Here is a 17,747-nt window from a genome sequence, read left to right as displayed (position 1 = left end):
TTTATCTTCAGGGACAAGACATTGGAATTTTTGTTAGATTACGGCCTGTTTTTGGCTAAAATTGTTACGTTTGTCGCGGCTATTATCGCGATTTTGCTGATTGCTAAATCCACCTCAAGCAAAGGCGGCAGTAAAGGTTCACTGGAAGTGACTAATTTGTCTGAACGTCACGAGCAAAACATTGAGTTAATGGAACATCATCTACATGATGAAGCCTTTTTAAAAGCTCGTGATAAAGCAACCAAGAAACAGCGTAAAGAAGAAGAAAAAGCGCGTGAAAAAGAGATAAAAGAAGCGGTAAAAGGTGGAGAGTTGGACTCAATACGTAAGCCACATCTGTTTGTTTTAGACTTTATTGGCAGTATTGATGCTAAAGAAGTCACCAATCTGCGTGAAGAGATCACCGCAATTTTAGCCTGTGCCCGTGAAGGTGATGAAGTGCTGGTTCGCCTTGAATCTGGCGGCGGCATGGTGCATGGCTATGGCCTAGCTGCCTCTCAATTAGATCGCATTAAAGCGGCCAACATTCCTTTGACTATTTCAGTGGATAAAGTGGCAGCGAGTGGCGGCTATATGATGGCGTGTGTGGCAGATAAAATTGTCGGCGCACCGTTTGCGATTGTCGGTTCTATTGGTGTTATTGCGCAAATTCCTAACTTCAATAAATTGTTGAAAAAGAGCAACATTGAATTTGAACAAATGACTGCGGGTGAATACAAACGCACATTAACCATGTTTGGCGAGAATACCGATAAAGCGCGTGAGAAATTCAAACAAGAATTGGAAGAGACTCACGTATTGTTTAAAGATTTCATTCGTGAACGTCGCCCTGAACTTGAGCTTGAAAAAGTATCAACAGGTGAGCACTGGTATGGCTCTCAAGCCCTTGATCTTGGCTTGATTGATAAAGTACAAACCTCGGATGATTTAGTAGTAGAAGCGTGTAAAGACAAAACGGTACTTGCCGTTCATTACGTGCAGAAAAAGAAACTGGCTGACAAGTTTGGTAAAGCGGCGGCCGAAGCGACCGATTCTGTATTGTTGAAGTGGGTTCAGCGCGGTCAAAGACCGATTCTGTAAGTCTCTTTTATTAACTACCAGTTAGTACACAAGCTGGCTTTAAAATAAACGTAGGGCTCTAGATGGTGACATCTAGAGCCCTTTTATATGCAGCGTTTTAAGTTTTTCCCCTAGTTTGTTTGGCTAGGGGAGTTTTCGCTTATCTCAGTTTATATAGCCTGATTATACGGTCTGATTATATAGCTTCGATGTTTAAACTTTCGTCTTTGCTTGCTTTCCACTTCAAGCCAAAGAAAGTTGCCAAACCAATAATTAGAATCACGGCTATCCAACTACTGCTGTATGCAGGGTGTTGGTTAAAGCTGGTGATTTGTTTATAAAGCACCGCACTTAAGTAGGCTAAGCTAAATGTCCAAATCGCAATAAATTGAGCAAACTTAGCGCCATATTCACGCACATAAGCGCCGATAGCCACCACACAAGGCGTATAGAGCAGAATAAAAATCAAGTAAGCAAACGCAGAATCGGCAGAGCCAAATCTATGACGAAGATTGCTAAATATTGACACATCCACATCTTGCTCTTCTGCCGCCGCGGCCGTGTCATTGACATCACCTACTTGAAGGTTAAATGGGTCGGCTGGGTTGATGCCGGCTAGATTTTCAGGGATAGACATTACGGCGTCTTTTAAACTGCCAAATAGGTCATATTCAGCGTTGTCATCTGTCGGTGTGGTATAGAGACTATTTAACGAGCCAACAACGGTTTCTTTCGCAAAAATACCCGTCACAATACCAACGGTGGCAGGCCAGTTGTCTTGTTCGATACCCATAGGTTCAAATACTGGCGTCACCCATTCTGCCGCTTTTGACAATACAGAGTTATTACTGTCCTGATTCCCAAAAGTGCCATCAACACCGATTGAGTTAACAAAACTTAAAATAGCGGCGACCACGACAATGGTTCTACCCGCACCAAACACAAAGCGTTTTAATTTGTGCCAAGTTTTTATCAATACGTTTTTAATTTGCGGGATCTCGTAGTCCGTCATTTCCATGATGAAACTGTCGTTATTCCCCGGATAAATAGTGTATTTCAGGATCAAACCAGTAAATATTGCCGCCACAATACCTAAGAAATAAAGGATAAAGACAATATTTTGTCCAGAGCTTGGAAAGAATGCTGCGGCAAACAAGGCGTATACAGGTAAACGAGCACCACAAGACATGAATGGCGCCATAGATGCCGCAAGACGACGCTCTCTTTCTTGATCTAGCGTACGGCTTGCCATAATCGCGGGCACGTTACACCCAAACCCAAGTACCAACGGAACAAAGGCTTTGCCCGGTAGACCTACTTTCAACATGACTTTATCTAAAATAAAGGCGGCGCGCGAGATATAGCCAGAACCTTCAAGAAGGGTTAGAAATAGATATAACCCACCAATAACAGGTATAAAGGTGGCAACCAGTTGAATACCACCACCAATACCATTGGCAACGATAGTCACTAACCATGCAGGTAAATTACCATCTAACAGATAATGTGCGCCATTCACTAATACAGCGCTAAATGCAATGTCGAAAAAGTCTTGGAATGCACTGCCAACATTAATCGAGAACATGAACATTAGGTACATCACACCGAAGAAGATAGGTACGCCTAACCAACGGTTAAGAACGACGGCATCAATCTTTTCACTGATACTGCGGCTTAATCGGCCTACTTGATGACAATTGACCTTGGTGATTTCATGCACAAAAGAATATTTTACATCCGCAATCAGCATTTCAATATCTAAGCGGCTAGTGCTGTGTATTTGTTTGATTTTCTGTTGCGCGACAGAAGAGGAATTCTTCAAAATTAATTGATCTTGTTCCAAAGCACGTATCGCAATAGCGCGTGGCGAAACTAAGTCATAATCGAATAAGCTAGAAATATCTTGGATATAAGACTGCAGCTCTTCTCCGTACTCTAAAGCTAATGGTTGAGTGTGAACACCTTGCGCGAGCATGTGATGTAAATCAGTCTTAAGAGTATTTACTTCATGCTGATTAGTTGCACTAACGGCTAATACCGGACAGCCAATCGCTTTAGAAAGCCCCTTAAGGTTGATCTTACGTTTTTCTTTTTCAACCGAATCCATCTTGTTTAGTATGACCACCATAGGGCGACCAAGCTCACGCAGTTGCATCGTCATATATAAACTACGTTCAAGACAGGTTGCATCGATAACATTGATAATAATATCGGCTGGAGTAGAAAGAACCGCACTAGAGGCAATCATTTCGTCGACACTATTAACATCATTACCGCTATCTAGTGAATAAATCCCGGGTAAATCGGTTAAAACGAACTGATCACCGGCTAATTCATAGCGCCCCGTTTTCTTCTCAACAGTCACCCCCGCCCAGTTACCGACTCTTTGATTCGCGCCAGTAAAAGCATTGAATAACGTGGTTTTCCCGCTATTAGGGTTACCAACAGTGAGGATTGAATATTCCATCATGCTACCTCGATAGATATGTGATTTGTATTAGAAGAGATCATTGCCAAACAATAAATGGATTAAGAAATGCGTTGTATATGTTTGACTTTGCTATCTTGCCCTAAACTTAAGTTGTTCTTTTTTTGAGGTTAAATGCCAATTGTTTTCATTAGCATTGCGAGGGGTAAGGTTAATGAAAATACATCATGATGGAAGGCAAAAATGCTTTATTTCAAAGGGAAAAGTGGGAACTTACATACGGTAAATGATAATCACTCTCTTTTACGGTTTCGTTTATAGGTTGGATGTGTGTGGGTAGACAGTCTCTTTGGAGCCAAGAGTTCATGGGTTGTTGTTTATGCAACTTAGAAAAATGCATTTACGAATTCATCATCATCCCATCATTGTCGTTAAGTAGCGTATAAATCAGGCATGCGGTCACGGGCGAGCGGTATCACGCTAATTTGCTTGCTAATCTTTGACAAACTTTCCTCGCACCACCGCCTAATAACCACTATAATATGCGCGCTCTCGATAGAGAGGTACACGGGCAAAGACCCACAATCACAAGAAACATCTGGAGTAATTATGTCTTCTCTTTCTCCTGTCATTACCGTAGACGGCCCAAGTGGGGCAGGTAAAGGCACTTTATGTATGATGTTGGCTGAAAAGTTAGGCTTCCAGTTGCTTGATTCTGGTGCAATTTATCGTGTTCTGGCTCTAGCGGCGATTCACCACGGTGTGGATATGGAATCTGAAGACGCTTTAGTACCACTTGCGACGCATTTAGACGTACAGTTTATCGCCCAAGGCGATCTGGTGCAGGTAGTGTTAGAAGGTGAAGATGTTTCCGGTGAACTCAGAAAAGAAGAGACCGGAATGGCGGCCTCTAAAGTGGCGGCACTGCCTCGCGTTCGAGAAGCATTATTGCGTCGTCAACGCGCTTTTCAAACCGAGCCTGGCTTAGTGGCTGATGGCCGTGACATGGGAACCGTGGTTTTTCCAAGCGCCGTGGCTAAGATTTTCCTTGATGCGAGCGCGCAAGAGCGTGCCCAAAGACGCTTTAATCAGTTGCAAGGTAAGGGCTTAGAGGTTAGTATTGACCACCTTTTGAGCGAGATCCAAGAGCGCGACGACCGAGATCGTAACCGAACGGTTGCACCTTTACGTCCTGCGGATGACGCTTTAGTGCTTGATTCTACTGAACTTTCTATTGAAGAAGTGGTAGAGGAAGCCTTAAAATTTATAGAATCTAAGTTGTCTTGATCGTCTTTATTTAGGCTATCGAGACATTAAGGTACGTTGGTTGCAAGGATGATGACCGGCGAATTTATCAACCCCTCGTGGCAGGATGCCCGTGGACGTTTAAATATTGAAGATCAAATTAATGACTGAATCTTTTGCTCAACTCTTTGAAGAGTTTCTAAACGAAACTGAATTCCAACAAGGCAGCATCGTTAAAGGTACTGTAGTAGCTATCGAGAACGGTTTCGTTCTTGTTGACGCTGGCCTTAAGTCTGAATCTGCTATCCCTGCTGAACAATTCAAGAACGCTGCTGGCGAACTTGAAGTTGAAGTTGGTTCTGAAGTAGACGTAGCGCTTGACGCTGTTGAAGATGGTTTCGGTGAAACTCAACTTTCTCGTGAGAAAGCTAAGCGTCACGAAGCTTGGATCGTACTTGAGAAAGCTTACGAAGAAGCTGAAACTGTTGTTGGTATCATCAACGGTAAAGTTAAAGGCGGTTTCACTGTTGAACTAAACGGTATCCGTGCTTTCCTACCTGGTTCTCTAGTAGACGTACGTCCTATCCGCGACACTGCTCACCTAGAAAACAAAGAGCTAGAGTTCAAAGTTATCAAGCTTGACCAGAAGCGCAACAACGTTGTTGTTTCTCGTCGTGCTGTTATCGAATCTGAAAACAGTGTTGAGCGTGACGAACTTCTTGAGACTCTACAAGAAGGTACTGAAGTTAAAGGTATCGTTAAGAACCTTACTGACTACGGTGCATTCGTTGACCTTGGCGGCGTAGACGGCCTACTTCACATCACTGATATGGCTTGGAAACGTGTTAAGCACCCATCTGAGATCGTAAACGTTGGTGACGAGATCCTAGTTAAAGTTCTTAAGTTTGACCGTGAGCGCACTCGTGTTTCTCTAGGTCTTAAACAACTTGGCGAAGATCCATGGGTAGCAATCGCTAAGCGTTACCCAGAAGGTCACAAACTGACTGGTCGCGTTACTAACCTAACTGATTACGGCTGCTTCGTAGAAATCGAAGAAGGCGTTGAAGGTCTAGTACACGTTTCTGAAATGGATTGGACTAATAAGAACATCCACCCTTCTAAAGTTGTTAACGTAGGCGACGAAGTTGAGGTTATGGTTCTTGAGATTGACGAAGAACGTCGTCGTATCTCTCTAGGTCTAAAACAATGTAAAGCTAACCCTTGGCAGTCATTCGCTGAAATTCAAGCGAAAGGCGACAAGGTTACTGGTAAGATCAAGTCTATCACTGACTTCGGTATCTTTATCGGTCTAGAAGGCGGCATTGACGGTCTAGTACACCTATCTGACATTTCTTGGAACGTTGCTGGTGAAGAAGCAGTACGCGAATACAAGAAAGGCGATGAAATCTCAGCAGTTGTTCTTGCAGTAGATGCAGAGCGTGAGCGTATTTCTCTTGGCGTTAAGCAAATGGAAAACGACCCGTTCAACAACTACGTTGCTGACAACAAAAAAGGTGCTCTAGTTTCTGGTACTGTAACTGCAGTTGACGCAAAAGGTGCTACAATTGAACTTGTAGACGGCGTTGAAGGTTACATCCGTGCTTCTGAAGTATCTCGTGACCGTATCGAAGATGCGTCTCTAATCCTAAGCGTTGGCGATAGCGTTGAAGCTAAGTTCACCGGTGTAGACCGTAAGAACCGCGTAATCAACCTATCTATCAAAGCTAAAGATCAAGCTGAAGAGCAAGAAGCAATGGCTTCACTGAACAAAGCTGAAGACGGCGGTTTCGGTAACGCTATGGCTGATGCATTCAAGGCTGCTAAAGGCGAATAATCACTTTTTTAATTAAAAGTTAGACGCTAAGAGGGAGCCCACAAGGCTCCCTTTTTTTGATTTGTGAATGAGGGAAACTATGACTAAGTCTGAGTTGATAGAAAGACTGTGTGCAGAGCAGACACACTTATCTGCCAAAGAAATTGAAGATGCTGTAAAAGAAATTATTGAACATATGGCTGACACCCTAGAAACGGGTGAGCGAATCGAGATTCGCGGTTTCGGTAGTTTTTCTCTTCATTATCGTGAGCCACGTATGGGACGTAATCCTAAGACAGGCGATCAAGTTGAGTTGGACGGAAAATTTGTTCCTCACTTTAAACCAGGAAAAGCATTACGCGAACGTGTAAATGATGGCTTATAGTCAAACCTATTAAATAAAACGGCACTTCACTCTTGAAGTGCCGTTTTTTCTTTAAGCTTTGCTCACTGGATGCAAATTTGACGTCAAAAATTTCATTTTTGGATACTCAAGTTGATGATAATTATTGATTTAACATGGTGTAGAGTGGCGAATTACTGCATAATCAAAGCTATTACATTGATTTAAAAAAGGGTCATCCTAGTGAAAATTTTGAAGATAGCGTTAGTGTTGGTTCTGTTTCTGATTGCCTTAGCATTAGGCGCACAAAATCAAGAAGTTGTCACCTTTGACTATTTATTAGCAGAAGGCACCTTCCATCTGTCAACCTTGATTGGCGTAGTATTTGTGGTGGGTTTTGTCATTGCGGGTGTTATTTTCGGTAGCATGCTTTTTAAATCTAGACTTCAAGTAAGAAAACTAAATCGTAAGTTGAAAAAATTGACTCCTCAAATGACCGCAACGACGACGACTGCTCCTGTCCCTGCGACAAATAAGTTAAATAAGTAATCTGTTAAATGCTTGAGTTACTGTTTCTACTCTTACCAATTGCAGCAGCCTATGGGTGGTACATGGGGCAGCGCAGTGCACGTCAAGATAATCAGAGACATTCCAATCAGATCTCACGCCAATACGTTCATGGTTTAAACCTGCTGCTGTCAGAACAGTCAGATAAAGCGGTTGACCACTTTATCGAGCTATTACAGGTCGATGACGAGACCATTGATACGCATTTAGCTTTAGGTAACTTATTTCGCTCAAGGGGCGAGGTGGATAGGGCTATCCGTATTCACCAAAGTTTGATCTCTCGTACCGAGCTGACCATAGATCAAAAAAATATTGCGCTACAACAGCTAGCAAAAGATTATATGGTGTCCGGTTTCTTAGACCGGGCAGAGAAAATCTATGAGCAGCTAGTGGATGAACCCGATCATAAAGAGCCAGCACTGCAACAGCTAGTGGCTATTTATCAACAAACCAAAGAGTGGAATAAAGCCATCCACTATGCCGGTATGTTGGTGAAAATGGGACGTAAAAAAATGCGTACCAGTATCTCGCATTATTGGTGTGAACTGGCTATTCACGAGAAGGCGTTTGGCAAGCGCAGTAAAACCATTCAATATTTCAAAAAAGCACTATCTGAAGACGCTAAATGCGTACGTGCCAATATCTCTTTGGGGCGCATTTATATGGAAACCGAAGAGTACCCGAAAGCACTTCGATACCTAGAAGCGATTTTAGCGCAAGACGTCGATTATATTAGCGAAGTGCTGCCAAATATTGCCGACTGTTATCACCATTTAGGTTTAGAGTCTGACTTACTTTCCTTTTTAAGAAAGTGCATGGAAAAAGACGCAGGTGTCTCGGTTGAATTGATGTTGGCACAAATTGTTGCTCAACATGAAGGGAGCGTTGCCGCGCAAGCCTTATTAACCCGTCAGCTGACCAAAAACCCAACCATGAAAGGTTTTTATCGCCTTATTGGTTATCACGCATCAGAAGCTGAAGAGGGCAACGCAAAAGACAGCCTGACTCATCTGCAAGCTATGGTGGGTGAGCAGCTAAAAGTAAAACCTCATCATCGATGCCGTAAATGTGGCTATTCGACCCACGCGCTACATTGGCACTGTCCTTCTTGTCGCAGTTGGGGCAGCATCAAGCCTATTCGTGGCTTAGACGGAGAATAAAAGCACTGCTAGATCTAACATTCTGCTTGATAGGAGGTTAGAATAGGCGCGCTTTACTCTTTATGCCCCCCCCTCTAATTAGGAGACCCTTCGATGGATCAAAAAGTGATTGTTGCCTTAGACTATGACAACAAAACCGACGCTTTAAACTTTATTGACCGAATTGACCCAGCTTCTTGCCGCCTTAAAGTGGGTAAAGAAATGTTTACTTTATTTGGTCCTGAGTTTGTAAAACAACTCCATCAGAAAGGCTTTTCTGTATTTCTAGACCTTAAATTCCACGATATTCCGAACACGTGTTCCAAAGCCGTTCGTGCGGCCGCTGAAATGGGTGTATGGATGGTGAATGTTCACGCCAGTGGTGGTGAGCGCATGATGACAGCATCACGCGAAATCTTAGAACCTTACGGTAAAGACCGTCCGCTATTAATTGGTGTGACTGTTTTAACCAGTATGGAACAAGCTGATTTAGCCGGTATTGGCTTAAATGTAGAGCCTGCTGAGCAAGTATTGCGCTTAGCGAATCTGACTAAAAATAGTGGTTTAGACGGCGTAGTATGTTCAGCTCAAGAAGCTAATTTCTTAAAAACCGAACTGGGTAAACAATTTAAATTGGTGACTCCGGGCATTCGTCCTGCAGGCGCTGATGTTGGCGATCAAAAACGCATCATGACTCCAGTTGATGCTATCCAAGCCGGTTCTGATTACCTTGTGATCGGTCGTCCAATTACTCAAGCGGCTGATCCTGCGCAAGTACTAGCGCAAATTAATGCCACTCTGGCTTAATTGCTAGCACTGCGAACAAACCTAGACTAAGCATGCAGAGTTTCTCTGCATGCTCATTTCATCTTTATTGTTCTGATTTATAAAACCGCTTCATTAACTGGTACGCCACTATGAAATTTAAATTCATGGTCATCAGTACTGATAAGCTGCGCTTCTACTTTCGCAAAATATTCAGTACGTTCACTGATATCTTCCCCTGCAATTTGTTCAGCTAAACTCAAGTAATCCTGATAATGACGCGCCTCGGAACGAAGTAGCGAAATATAAAAAGTGCGAATATCTTCATCCATATAAGGGGCGAGGGCAGCAAATCGTTCACAAGAACGCGCTTCGATAAAAGCACCGATAATCAGCTTATCAATTAAGGTTTGCGGCTCATAAGTGCGAACGTGTTTCAGTAGACCTTTCGCGTAACGACCGGCAGGCACGTGTTGGTATTCAATGCCTCGACTGACCATGATTTCCAATACTTGATAAAAATGATGCAACTCTTCTTTTATCAGCAATACCATTTTATCGATAAGATCTTGGCTGTAGGGAGAGTCTGACTGCGCAATTATCCCCTTTGAAATATTACTTTTGCCTTTTAAACTTGCCAGATCGCCAACGCCTTTATATGCAAACTCTTCGTATGGTTTAAACCAATTCAGAAGCTGCTGTTTACTGTCATTATTGGCCGCGTATTTACGAATTAAAAACATCGCCGATTGACCTGCTTTTAATTCACATAACAGATGATCAATCAGCACAATCGGTAAGCGCTCAGTTTTTTTTGCTTCGTCTATCCATTGTGTGGGAGTGGCGCAGTTGAGAAATTGATGAATAGGAGCAAGCAGTTGTTGATACATGTGAGATCCAAGGTGATTACAGCTAGGTGTAGCCTAAGAAATTTGATCTAGTATGTCTATAGTGGCGAATTGTTTATGATAATTTACGAAACTACTATTCAATATAAACAAAAAGCGTTATAACTAATCATTATATATAAAGGAGTCCGAGGCATAATATGAAGCTACAGCAACTAAGATACATAGTAGAAGTTGTTAATCATAACCTGAACGTATCCGCTACTGCTGAAAGTCTTTATACCTCTCAGCCGGGTATCAGTAAACAGGTTAGATTGCTTGAAGATGAACTGGGTGTTCAAGTATTTGAGCGAAGCGGCAAACATTTAACTCAAGTGACTCCCGCTGGTGGCGAAATCATCAAGATTTCACGTGAGATTTTATCGCGCGTTGAATCCATTAAGTCGGTTGCCTCAGAGCATACCCATCCAGAAATGGGTACTTTAAACATCACTACTACTCATACTCAAGCTCGTTATGCGCTTCCAGATGTGATTAAAGGCTTTACCACTCGCTACCCTAAAGTGTCTCTTAACATGCACCAAGGTACGCCATCACAAATGTCGCAAGCCATTGCCAAAGGCACCGCCAACTTTGCAATTGCCACCGAAGCTCTGCATTTGTATCACGACGCCATCATGTTGCCGTGCTACCACTGGAACCGTTCAATCGTTGTAACTCGTGACCATCCTTTAGCGTCTAAATCTCATGTCACGATTGAAGACCTTGCCGCCTACCAGCTAGTGACTTACGTGTTTGGTTTTACTGGGCGCTCAGAGTTAGATACCGCCTTTAACGCCGCAGGATTAACGCCAAGAATCGTATTTACCGCAACGGATGCGGATGTCATCAAAACCTATGTACGTATGGGCATTGGTGTCGGAGTAATTGCCAGCATGGCGATTGATGCAGAACAAGATAAAGATCTGGTTGCCATTGATGCTAGCCATATCTTTGGTGCAAGTACCACAAGCATTGGCTTTAGACGCGGTACTTTCCTAAGAAGCTACATGTTTGATTTTGTCGAGCGTTTTGCGCCCCACTTAACTCGACCTGTGGTTGAACAAGCGATTTCATTGAAAAACAATCATGAAGTCTCTGAAATGTTTAAAGATATCGACCTTCCAATTCGTTAATCATTCCTAATTGACGGACTTCCCTCTAGAATAGCCGTCTAGGGGGAAGCATGCGCACACAATATAAACAACTTGACCATCTATTGCTTGAGCACCAACACTATTGGCGCTTTGAGCCTTTTCATGCCAGTCAAACATTAGAACATCGTTTTACTCATACCGAGCTTGGAACATGGCTAGATGGCCTTAGCATGTCTGATGTGCAAGGTTTTAAGCAAGACCTCCCGAGTTTATTAAGCCAATTAACCGAATATTTGCCACAGCTTACAGAGCTGACACAGTTTTGCCAGCTAGATAAAAGTGCGCTGAGTTCGTTAACTTTAGATTCGCATTTAAGCTCAGGTATTCCCGGGCGAAAGCTGTCGCAAATTACCGCCATGGGCTCACAGGCGTTGGCGACTCATCATGGTAGCGAATGGCTTGAATGGTGTGCAGGTAAAGGCTTTTTAGGTCGAATATTGGCCCATCATAGCCAGCAAGCTGTCACCAGTTTTGAATGGCAAGAGTCTTTGTGTCAGCAAGGGCAACTTGACGCGGATAAACAGCAGTTACCCGTGCATTTTGTGCAGGGCGATGCCTTTGCTTGCGATCATCAAAGTGTATTTAATTCTAATCAACATGCAGTGGCCTTGCATGCCTGCGGAGACTTACATGTCTCTTTGATGCAGCACGCCACTCAATATCAGCTTCCTGCGCTATCGATTGCCCCTTGTTGCTATCACCTTATCCAAGCAGACCGTTATCAACCTTTGTCTAGTTTGGGTCAACAATCGAATTTAGCGTTGTCAAAAACCGAACTGCGTATTCCTCTGCAAGAGACCGTCACCGGAGGGGAGCGAGTGCTAAAACATCGCTTCTTAGAAATGAGCTATCGATTGGGGTTAGATGAACTGCTACGTAAAGAGTTGGGGTTTGCAGAATATCAACCGATCCCGAGTGTGAAAAAATCACAATTGCAGTTGGGTTTTGAAGCGTTTTGCCAATGGGCGGCTGAGCGAAAAGGGCTTGCATTACCTAAGTGCGATTTTATTCACTATCAAACTCTTGGCGAGCAACGTTTTGCGCGAATGGAAAAGCTCAGTTTAATTCAAATGGCGTTTCATCGTCCGTTAGAAATGTGGTTGATATTGGACAAGGCACTCTTTTTGGAAGAGCGTGGCTATCAAGTAGGCTTAACCGAGTTTTGCGATAAAAAAATAACACCGCGTAATATTTTAATACACGCGGTGTTATCTAGATAAACAGAATTAGTGGACTTTTGCGATAGCTTCGGTCGGATCTACGTATTCAAGGTTAAAATTCTCCGCCACTTCCTTGCATGTGACCATGCCATGAATGACGTTTAAACCGTTTAAGAAGCCAGAATCTTGAGTTAAGGCTTCTTTGTAGCCCATATTCGCCAGTCGAAGAATATACGGCAAGGTAGCGTTATTTAGCGCATAAGTAGAGGTTCTTGCTACTGCGCCCGGCATATTTGCCACACAATAGTGAACCACATCGTCGACAATGTAGATAGGATCAGCATGGGTTGTGGCGTGTGAAGTTTCAAAACAGCCGCCTTGATCGATAGCCACATCCACAATTGCCGCGCCCGGCTTCATAGATTTTATGTGTCTTTTTGTTACAAGCTTTGGCGCTGCTGCGCCGGGTATAAGTACCGCACCAATCACTAAATCAGCGTCAAGAACGTGACGGTTTAATGCTTCTTCGGTGGAATAAACCAGCTTAGCACGCCCTTGAAATTCTTCATCTAATGTGCGCAATGTGTGAATGTTGCGATCTAAAATAGTCACGTCAGCACGCATACCGACCGCCATTCTAGCTGCGTTTGATCCCACAACACCGCCGCCAATGACGACGACTTTTGCCGGTTCAACTCCGGGCACTCCACCTAATAATAATCCACGTCCGCCGTTAGATTTTTCTAAAGCCTGCGCACCTGCTTGAATAGACATTCTGCCAGCGACTTCTGACATTGGAGCCAAAAGAGGTAGCTGATTTAAGTGGTCGGTCACGGTTTCATAAGCAATGCATACCGCTTTGCTATTGATTAGTTCCTCAGTTTGTGGAAAATCAGGAGCTAAGTGTAAATAAGTAAACAATATTTGCCCTTCGCGAAGCATTGCTCGCTCGATGGCTTGAGGTTCTTTTACCTTCACGATCATCTCTGCTTGAGCAAAAATTTCCGTTGCGGTTGGAAGAATGGATGCACCTGCTGCGATATAATCATCGTCGCTGAAACCGATGCCGCTGCCGGCTTGTGTTTCAACTATAACTCGGTGTCCGTTAGAGGTAACTTCTCTTACGCTGTCTGGGACCATACCAACACGATATTCATGGTTCTTGATCTCTTTAGGGATACCAATGATCATCCTGACTCCTTATTGTTTTATAGTTATATAAGCTGTATATCTAACGCCTGTAGGGTGTTATTTACTAGTATAATGTTATTTATATAAAATTTAATGCTGAATATTTTAATATTGTAGTGTATGTCGTTGCAAGGAAGTAAAAAGGTGGAGCAAAGCATGATAGAAGCGAGTAAACCGTCCAAGGAACTGGACCGAATAGACAGAAATATTCTTAGTGAATTACAAAAAGATGGTCGAATCTCTAATGTAGAGCTGTCTAAGCGTGTTGGTTTATCTCCAACCCCTTGCTTGGAAAGGGTGCGACGTTTAGAGCGTCAAAATTATATTTTAGGATATACCGCGCAGTTAAACCCACAATATTTAGACGCATCATTATTGGTGTTTGTCGAAATTACTCTCAATCGTGGTGCGCCAGATGTGTTCGAACAATTTAATGAAGCCGTGCAAAAACTGGATGACATTCAAGAATGTCACTTAGTTTCTGGTGATTTTGATTACTTGTTAAAAACTCGAGTGTCAGATATGGGAGCTTATCGTAAATTGTTAGGAGATACTCTTCTTCGTTTACCGGGTGTTAATGACACTCGCACATATGTTGTCATGGAAGAAGTAAAACAGAGCAACAACTTGGTCATTAAGACTCGTTAAATGACTATTACCCAAGGTTCTATTTGGGTTTTTGCCTCTGCATGTGTTTAAATGAAGATACTCATGAGCGACAGTAGTCGCTCATGTCATTTTTGTCCGACCTAGACTCACATGCAATGGATATGTTGAAAAGAAATCCTAAAATTCGAACTATAGTTCACACGTCTCCAAAAAAATCGAACACTCATCTTTCAGGTATACAACGCCTGCGTGAAGGGTGCTTAATTATTGGGGTACTCATGGCCGTCTTAATGGCGGTATCTTTGATGTCGTTTAGCCCAGCGGATCCCTCTTGGTCTCAGACCGCTTGGGGCAGTGATGTGTCCAACGCCGGTGGACTGCTAGGCGCATGGGTAGGGGATACGCTGTTATTTACTTTTGGCGTATTGGCTTACTTTATTCCCGCCGTTATCGTACTGCTATCTTGGATTGTTTTCCGTAAACGTTCTCACTCCGAACCTATTGATTTGATGTTGTGGGCAACAAGGTTGCTTGGCGGCGCATTATTGATAGTGACAAGCTGTGGTCTAGCGGATCTCAATTTTGATGATATCTGGTACTTCTCATCAGGTGGGGTAGTGGGCGATGTGATCGCAAGCCTAGCTCTACCAACGTTAAATACTTTAGGTACTACGTTAGCACTGCTGTTTATCTGGGGTGCATCGTTCACGCTATTTACAGGTATCTCTTGGTTATCGCTAGTTGAGCATATCGGTCAGGGCACAATGTCCCTTATCAGCTCATGCTTGAACTTTGTCCGTGGCGATAAAGAGCAAGTGATTGAACCAACCCGTCTTGATGATCAAAAACTGGTATACGCAGACACTACGCCAGAAGTGACGGCACCAATTGATGCTGATGAATCAGTGCCTAGCGTATCTACAGCTGACGTTGATGCCGCCTCTGATGATGAGCCATATAAAATCTATATGCCTGAGAGCAGTGACGACAAGACGTTTGCCTTTGATCGCGTGAACAACTTAAACGCACCTATCGATCAGCTAGAGCGTGACGCACAACTGGCGAACGACTATGTGGATTTAGATCCATTAATGGATGAAATGCCTCCACTAGAGCCCGCGCTGCTTGCTAATCAAACAGCGACTCAAACCCCAGTGCATGCGCAAGAAACACAAGCTCAGCCACAAGCACCAGCCGACCAAGCAACAGCTGATATAGCTGTGCCAAGTTCAGCGCAGCCTCAAGCAGCCCATGTCGCTACAAGCGCAGTTGCGGGTGTTGCCGCTACCGTGGCATCGCAAGTTGCGCCCGCTACACAGCCACCTATTTACGAAGGTTCGTCCGCTGCTGTAAATCACGCTGAATTTGAAGCAACCAACATTCAAGCCGATGATGTTGATTTTGACGATGAGTTTATTGATTTTGATATCAATGAAGATGACAAGGTCACACCGGGCTTCTCTTCACACAGCTTTGACGAAGTTGATGATAATACCGGTTCAATTGAGCTTGAAGATGAGTTAGATGAGGTCACTGCGCCAGCAATGACCTTTGAATCAGAGCAGGCTATCGAGCCACAACCTATTTCTAGTGAAGTGGTAGAAGTAACTGAGTCTCACGCTGAGCACTTCCAAGAATTTGACGAGCACGTTTCTCCTGAAGCGGCCTTCGGACCTCAAGTAACCGCAGAGCCAGAAGCGATAATTGAGACCGAAGAAGAGCCAATGCTTGAAGACGAACCCATTGTTGAAGAAATGAGTGAAGCGGAAGCCTTTGCTAAGCAAGTTGAAAGAGCCAGAGCGCGCGATGCGGCATCGCAAAACCCGTTCTTAATTCGCCAAGACGAAGATTTGCCTGCGGTGACCACACCACTGCCAACGTTAGAATTGTTGTATCACCCTGAGAAGCGTGCCAACAATATTGATAGGGAAGCCTTACAAGGCATCGCTCGTTTGGTGGAATCAAAACTGGCGGATTATAAGATAAAAGCGACTGTGGCAGGCATTTTCCCAGGCCCGGTAATCACTCGCTTTGAACTTGATCTCGCTCCTGGGGTCAAAGTTTCTAGAATTTCAAGTTTATCTATGGACTTAGCTCGTTCACTGTCTGCGTTAGCGGTTCGTGTAGTTGAGGTTATTCCGGGCAAACCTTATGTGGGTTTAGAACTGCCAAATATGACCCGTCAGACGGTGTATTTATCTGACGTTATTAGCAGTCCGCAATTCCAAGAAAATACCTCACCAACGGCTGTGGTATTAGGGCAAGATATCGCAGGTGACGCAGTCGTCGCTGATTTATCGAAAATGCCACACGTATTGGTTGCCGGTACCACAGGTTCGGGTAAATCGGTGGGTGTGAACGTCATGATTCTGAGTATGTTGTATAAATCAACGCCAGAAGACGTTCGTTTCATCATGATCGATCCAAAAATGCTTGAGCTATCCATCTACGAAGGTATTCCTCATCTTCTTTCAGAAGTTGTGACGGATATGAAAGATGCATCTAATGCATTGCGTTGGTGTGTTGGCGAGATGGAACGCCGTTATAAACTGATGTCAGCATTGGGCGTGCGTAACCTAAAAGGTTTCAACGACAAACTGAAAATGGCGGCCGATGCAGGTTACCCAATTCAAGATCCGTTATGGAAGCCGGGCGATAGCATGGACGAAGAAGCGCCTATGCTGGAAAAACTGCCTTATATCGTAGTGGTGGTGGATGAATTTGCCGACCTGATTATGGTAGTTGGTAAAAAAGTCGAAGAGTTGATTGCTCGTATTGCGCAAAAAGCGCGTGCGGCAGGTATTCACCTTGTACTGGCAACGCAACGTCCATCGGTCGATGTAATTACTGGTTTGATTAAAGCCAATATTCCAACTCGTGTGGCGTTTACGGTTTCGACCAAAACCGATTCACGTACCATTTTGGATCAAGGCGGCGCTGAATCCTTGCTCGGTATGGGTGATATGTTGTATCTACCACCGGGTTCAAGCCATACCATTCGTGTACACGGTGCCTTTGCCTCAGATGATGATGTGCATGCGGTTGTGAACGATTGGAAAGCGCGTGGTAAACCGCGCTACATTGAAGAAATCACCAAAGGTGAGCCTTCACCAGATACGTTATTACCGGGTGAGAAAATGGAAGGTGCAGAAGATACCGACCCATTATTTGACCAAGTGGTTGAGCATGTCACAGAAACGCGTCGCGGTTCTGTGTCAGGCGTGCAACGTCGCTTCAAAATCGGTTATAACCGAGCGGCACGTATTGTTGAGCAACTTGAAGCTCAAGGTATTGTTTCGGCGCCAGCACACAACGGTAATCGTGAGGTGCTTGCGCCACCTCCAATTAAAGATATGTAATGGGCCTCTTGGCCCAGTTTTCAGA

The 17,747-nt window shown here is 43.9% G+C and carries 14 protein-coding genes; 11 read left to right on the top strand and 3 right to left on the bottom strand.

The features are described from left to right. Positions 1-21 precede the first annotated feature (21 nt). A complete protein-coding gene (gene sohB, locus QV280_RS07980) occupies positions 22-1,080 on the top strand; it encodes a protease SohB (RefSeq protein WP_152819736.1) in 1,059 nt (352 codons plus the stop codon). 175 nt (positions 1,081-1,255) lie between these two features. Here sohB and feoB read toward each other — a convergent pair whose 3' ends face one another. Then, a complete protein-coding gene (feoB, locus tag QV280_RS07975) occupies positions 1,256-3,526 on the bottom strand; it encodes a Fe(2+) transporter permease subunit FeoB (RefSeq protein WP_152819948.1) in 2,271 nt (756 codons plus the stop codon). Positions 3,527-4,096: 570 nt separating this feature from the next. Between feoB and cmk the strand changes: the two genes are divergently transcribed. The 6 genes from cmk (at position 4,097) to pyrF (ending at position 9,401) form a co-directional block, all read left to right on the top strand. Beyond that, positions 4,097-4,774 carry a (d)CMP kinase gene (cmk, locus tag QV280_RS07970; protein ID WP_023403584.1) on the top strand — a complete coding sequence of 226 codons (678 nt, stop codon included), beginning with the start codon at positions 4,097-4,099 and terminating at the stop codon, positions 4,772-4,774. Positions 4,775-4,895: 121 nt separating this feature from the next. Beyond that, positions 4,896-6,566: a 30S ribosomal protein S1 gene (gene rpsA, locus QV280_RS07965; protein ID WP_021712674.1), complete on the top strand. Its 1,671-nt coding sequence runs from the start codon at positions 4,896-4,898 to the stop codon at positions 6,564-6,566. A 79-nt stretch (positions 6,567-6,645) separates the two neighbouring features. Next, positions 6,646-6,930, top strand: coding sequence for an integration host factor subunit beta (ihfB, locus tag QV280_RS07960; protein WP_152819737.1), 285 nt, complete (start codon positions 6,646-6,648; stop codon positions 6,928-6,930). Positions 6,931-7,131: 201 nt separating this feature from the next. Beyond that, positions 7,132-7,437, top strand: a complete 306-nt coding sequence (locus tag QV280_RS07955) for a lipopolysaccharide assembly protein LapA domain-containing protein (protein WP_023403586.1) — start codon at positions 7,132-7,134, stop codon at positions 7,435-7,437. A gap of 8 nt (positions 7,438-7,445) precedes the next feature. Next, the gene (gene lapB / locus QV280_RS07950) at positions 7,446-8,615 is read left to right on the top strand and encodes a lipopolysaccharide assembly protein LapB (protein WP_023403587.1); all 1,170 of its coding nucleotides are present in this window, start codon (positions 7,446-7,448) and stop codon (positions 8,613-8,615) included. Between the two features lie 93 nt (positions 8,616-8,708). Continuing rightward, a complete protein-coding gene (pyrF, locus tag QV280_RS07945) occupies positions 8,709-9,401 on the top strand; it encodes an orotidine-5'-phosphate decarboxylase (protein WP_152819738.1) in 693 nt (230 codons plus the stop codon). A 77-nt stretch (positions 9,402-9,478) separates the two neighbouring features. Here the strand turns inward: pyrF and miaE are convergent, their stop codons facing one another. Continuing rightward, a complete protein-coding gene (gene miaE, locus QV280_RS07940) occupies positions 9,479-10,249 on the bottom strand; it encodes a tRNA isopentenyl-2-thiomethyl-A-37 hydroxylase MiaE (RefSeq protein WP_152819739.1) in 771 nt (256 codons plus the stop codon). A 158-nt stretch (positions 10,250-10,407) separates the two neighbouring features. Between miaE and cysB the strand changes: the two genes are divergently transcribed. Then, positions 10,408-11,382, top strand: coding sequence for an HTH-type transcriptional regulator CysB (cysB, locus tag QV280_RS07935; RefSeq protein ID WP_023403590.1), 975 nt, complete (start codon positions 10,408-10,410; stop codon positions 11,380-11,382). Between the two features lie 50 nt (positions 11,383-11,432). Next, on the top strand, positions 11,433-12,623 hold the full coding sequence (locus QV280_RS07930) for a methyltransferase (protein ID WP_152819740.1): 1,191 nt from the start codon (positions 11,433-11,435) through the stop codon (positions 12,621-12,623). A gap of 6 nt (positions 12,624-12,629) precedes the next feature. Here QV280_RS07930 and ald read toward each other — a convergent pair whose 3' ends face one another. After that, positions 12,630-13,754, bottom strand: a complete 1,125-nt coding sequence (ald, locus tag QV280_RS07925) for an alanine dehydrogenase (protein WP_152819741.1) — start codon at positions 13,752-13,754, stop codon at positions 12,630-12,632. A 156-nt stretch (positions 13,755-13,910) separates the two neighbouring features. Between ald and lrp the strand changes: the two genes are divergently transcribed. Together lrp and QV280_RS07915 are read left to right on the top strand one after the other, a co-directional pair. After that, on the top strand, positions 13,911-14,402 hold the full coding sequence (gene lrp, locus QV280_RS07920; protein WP_021712683.1) for a leucine-responsive transcriptional regulator Lrp: 492 nt from the start codon (positions 13,911-13,913) through the stop codon (positions 14,400-14,402). 116 nt (positions 14,403-14,518) lie between these two features. Next, positions 14,519-17,722 carry a DNA translocase FtsK 4TM domain-containing protein gene (locus QV280_RS07915; RefSeq protein WP_447026277.1) on the top strand — a complete coding sequence of 1,068 codons (3,204 nt, stop codon included), beginning with the start codon at positions 14,519-14,521 and terminating at the stop codon, positions 17,720-17,722. Positions 17,723-17,747 lie beyond the last annotated feature (25 nt).

The sequence above is a fragment of the Vibrio sp. B1Z05 genome (assembly GCF_052955985.1).
This window is presented reverse-complemented; position numbering and strand designations above follow the sequence as displayed.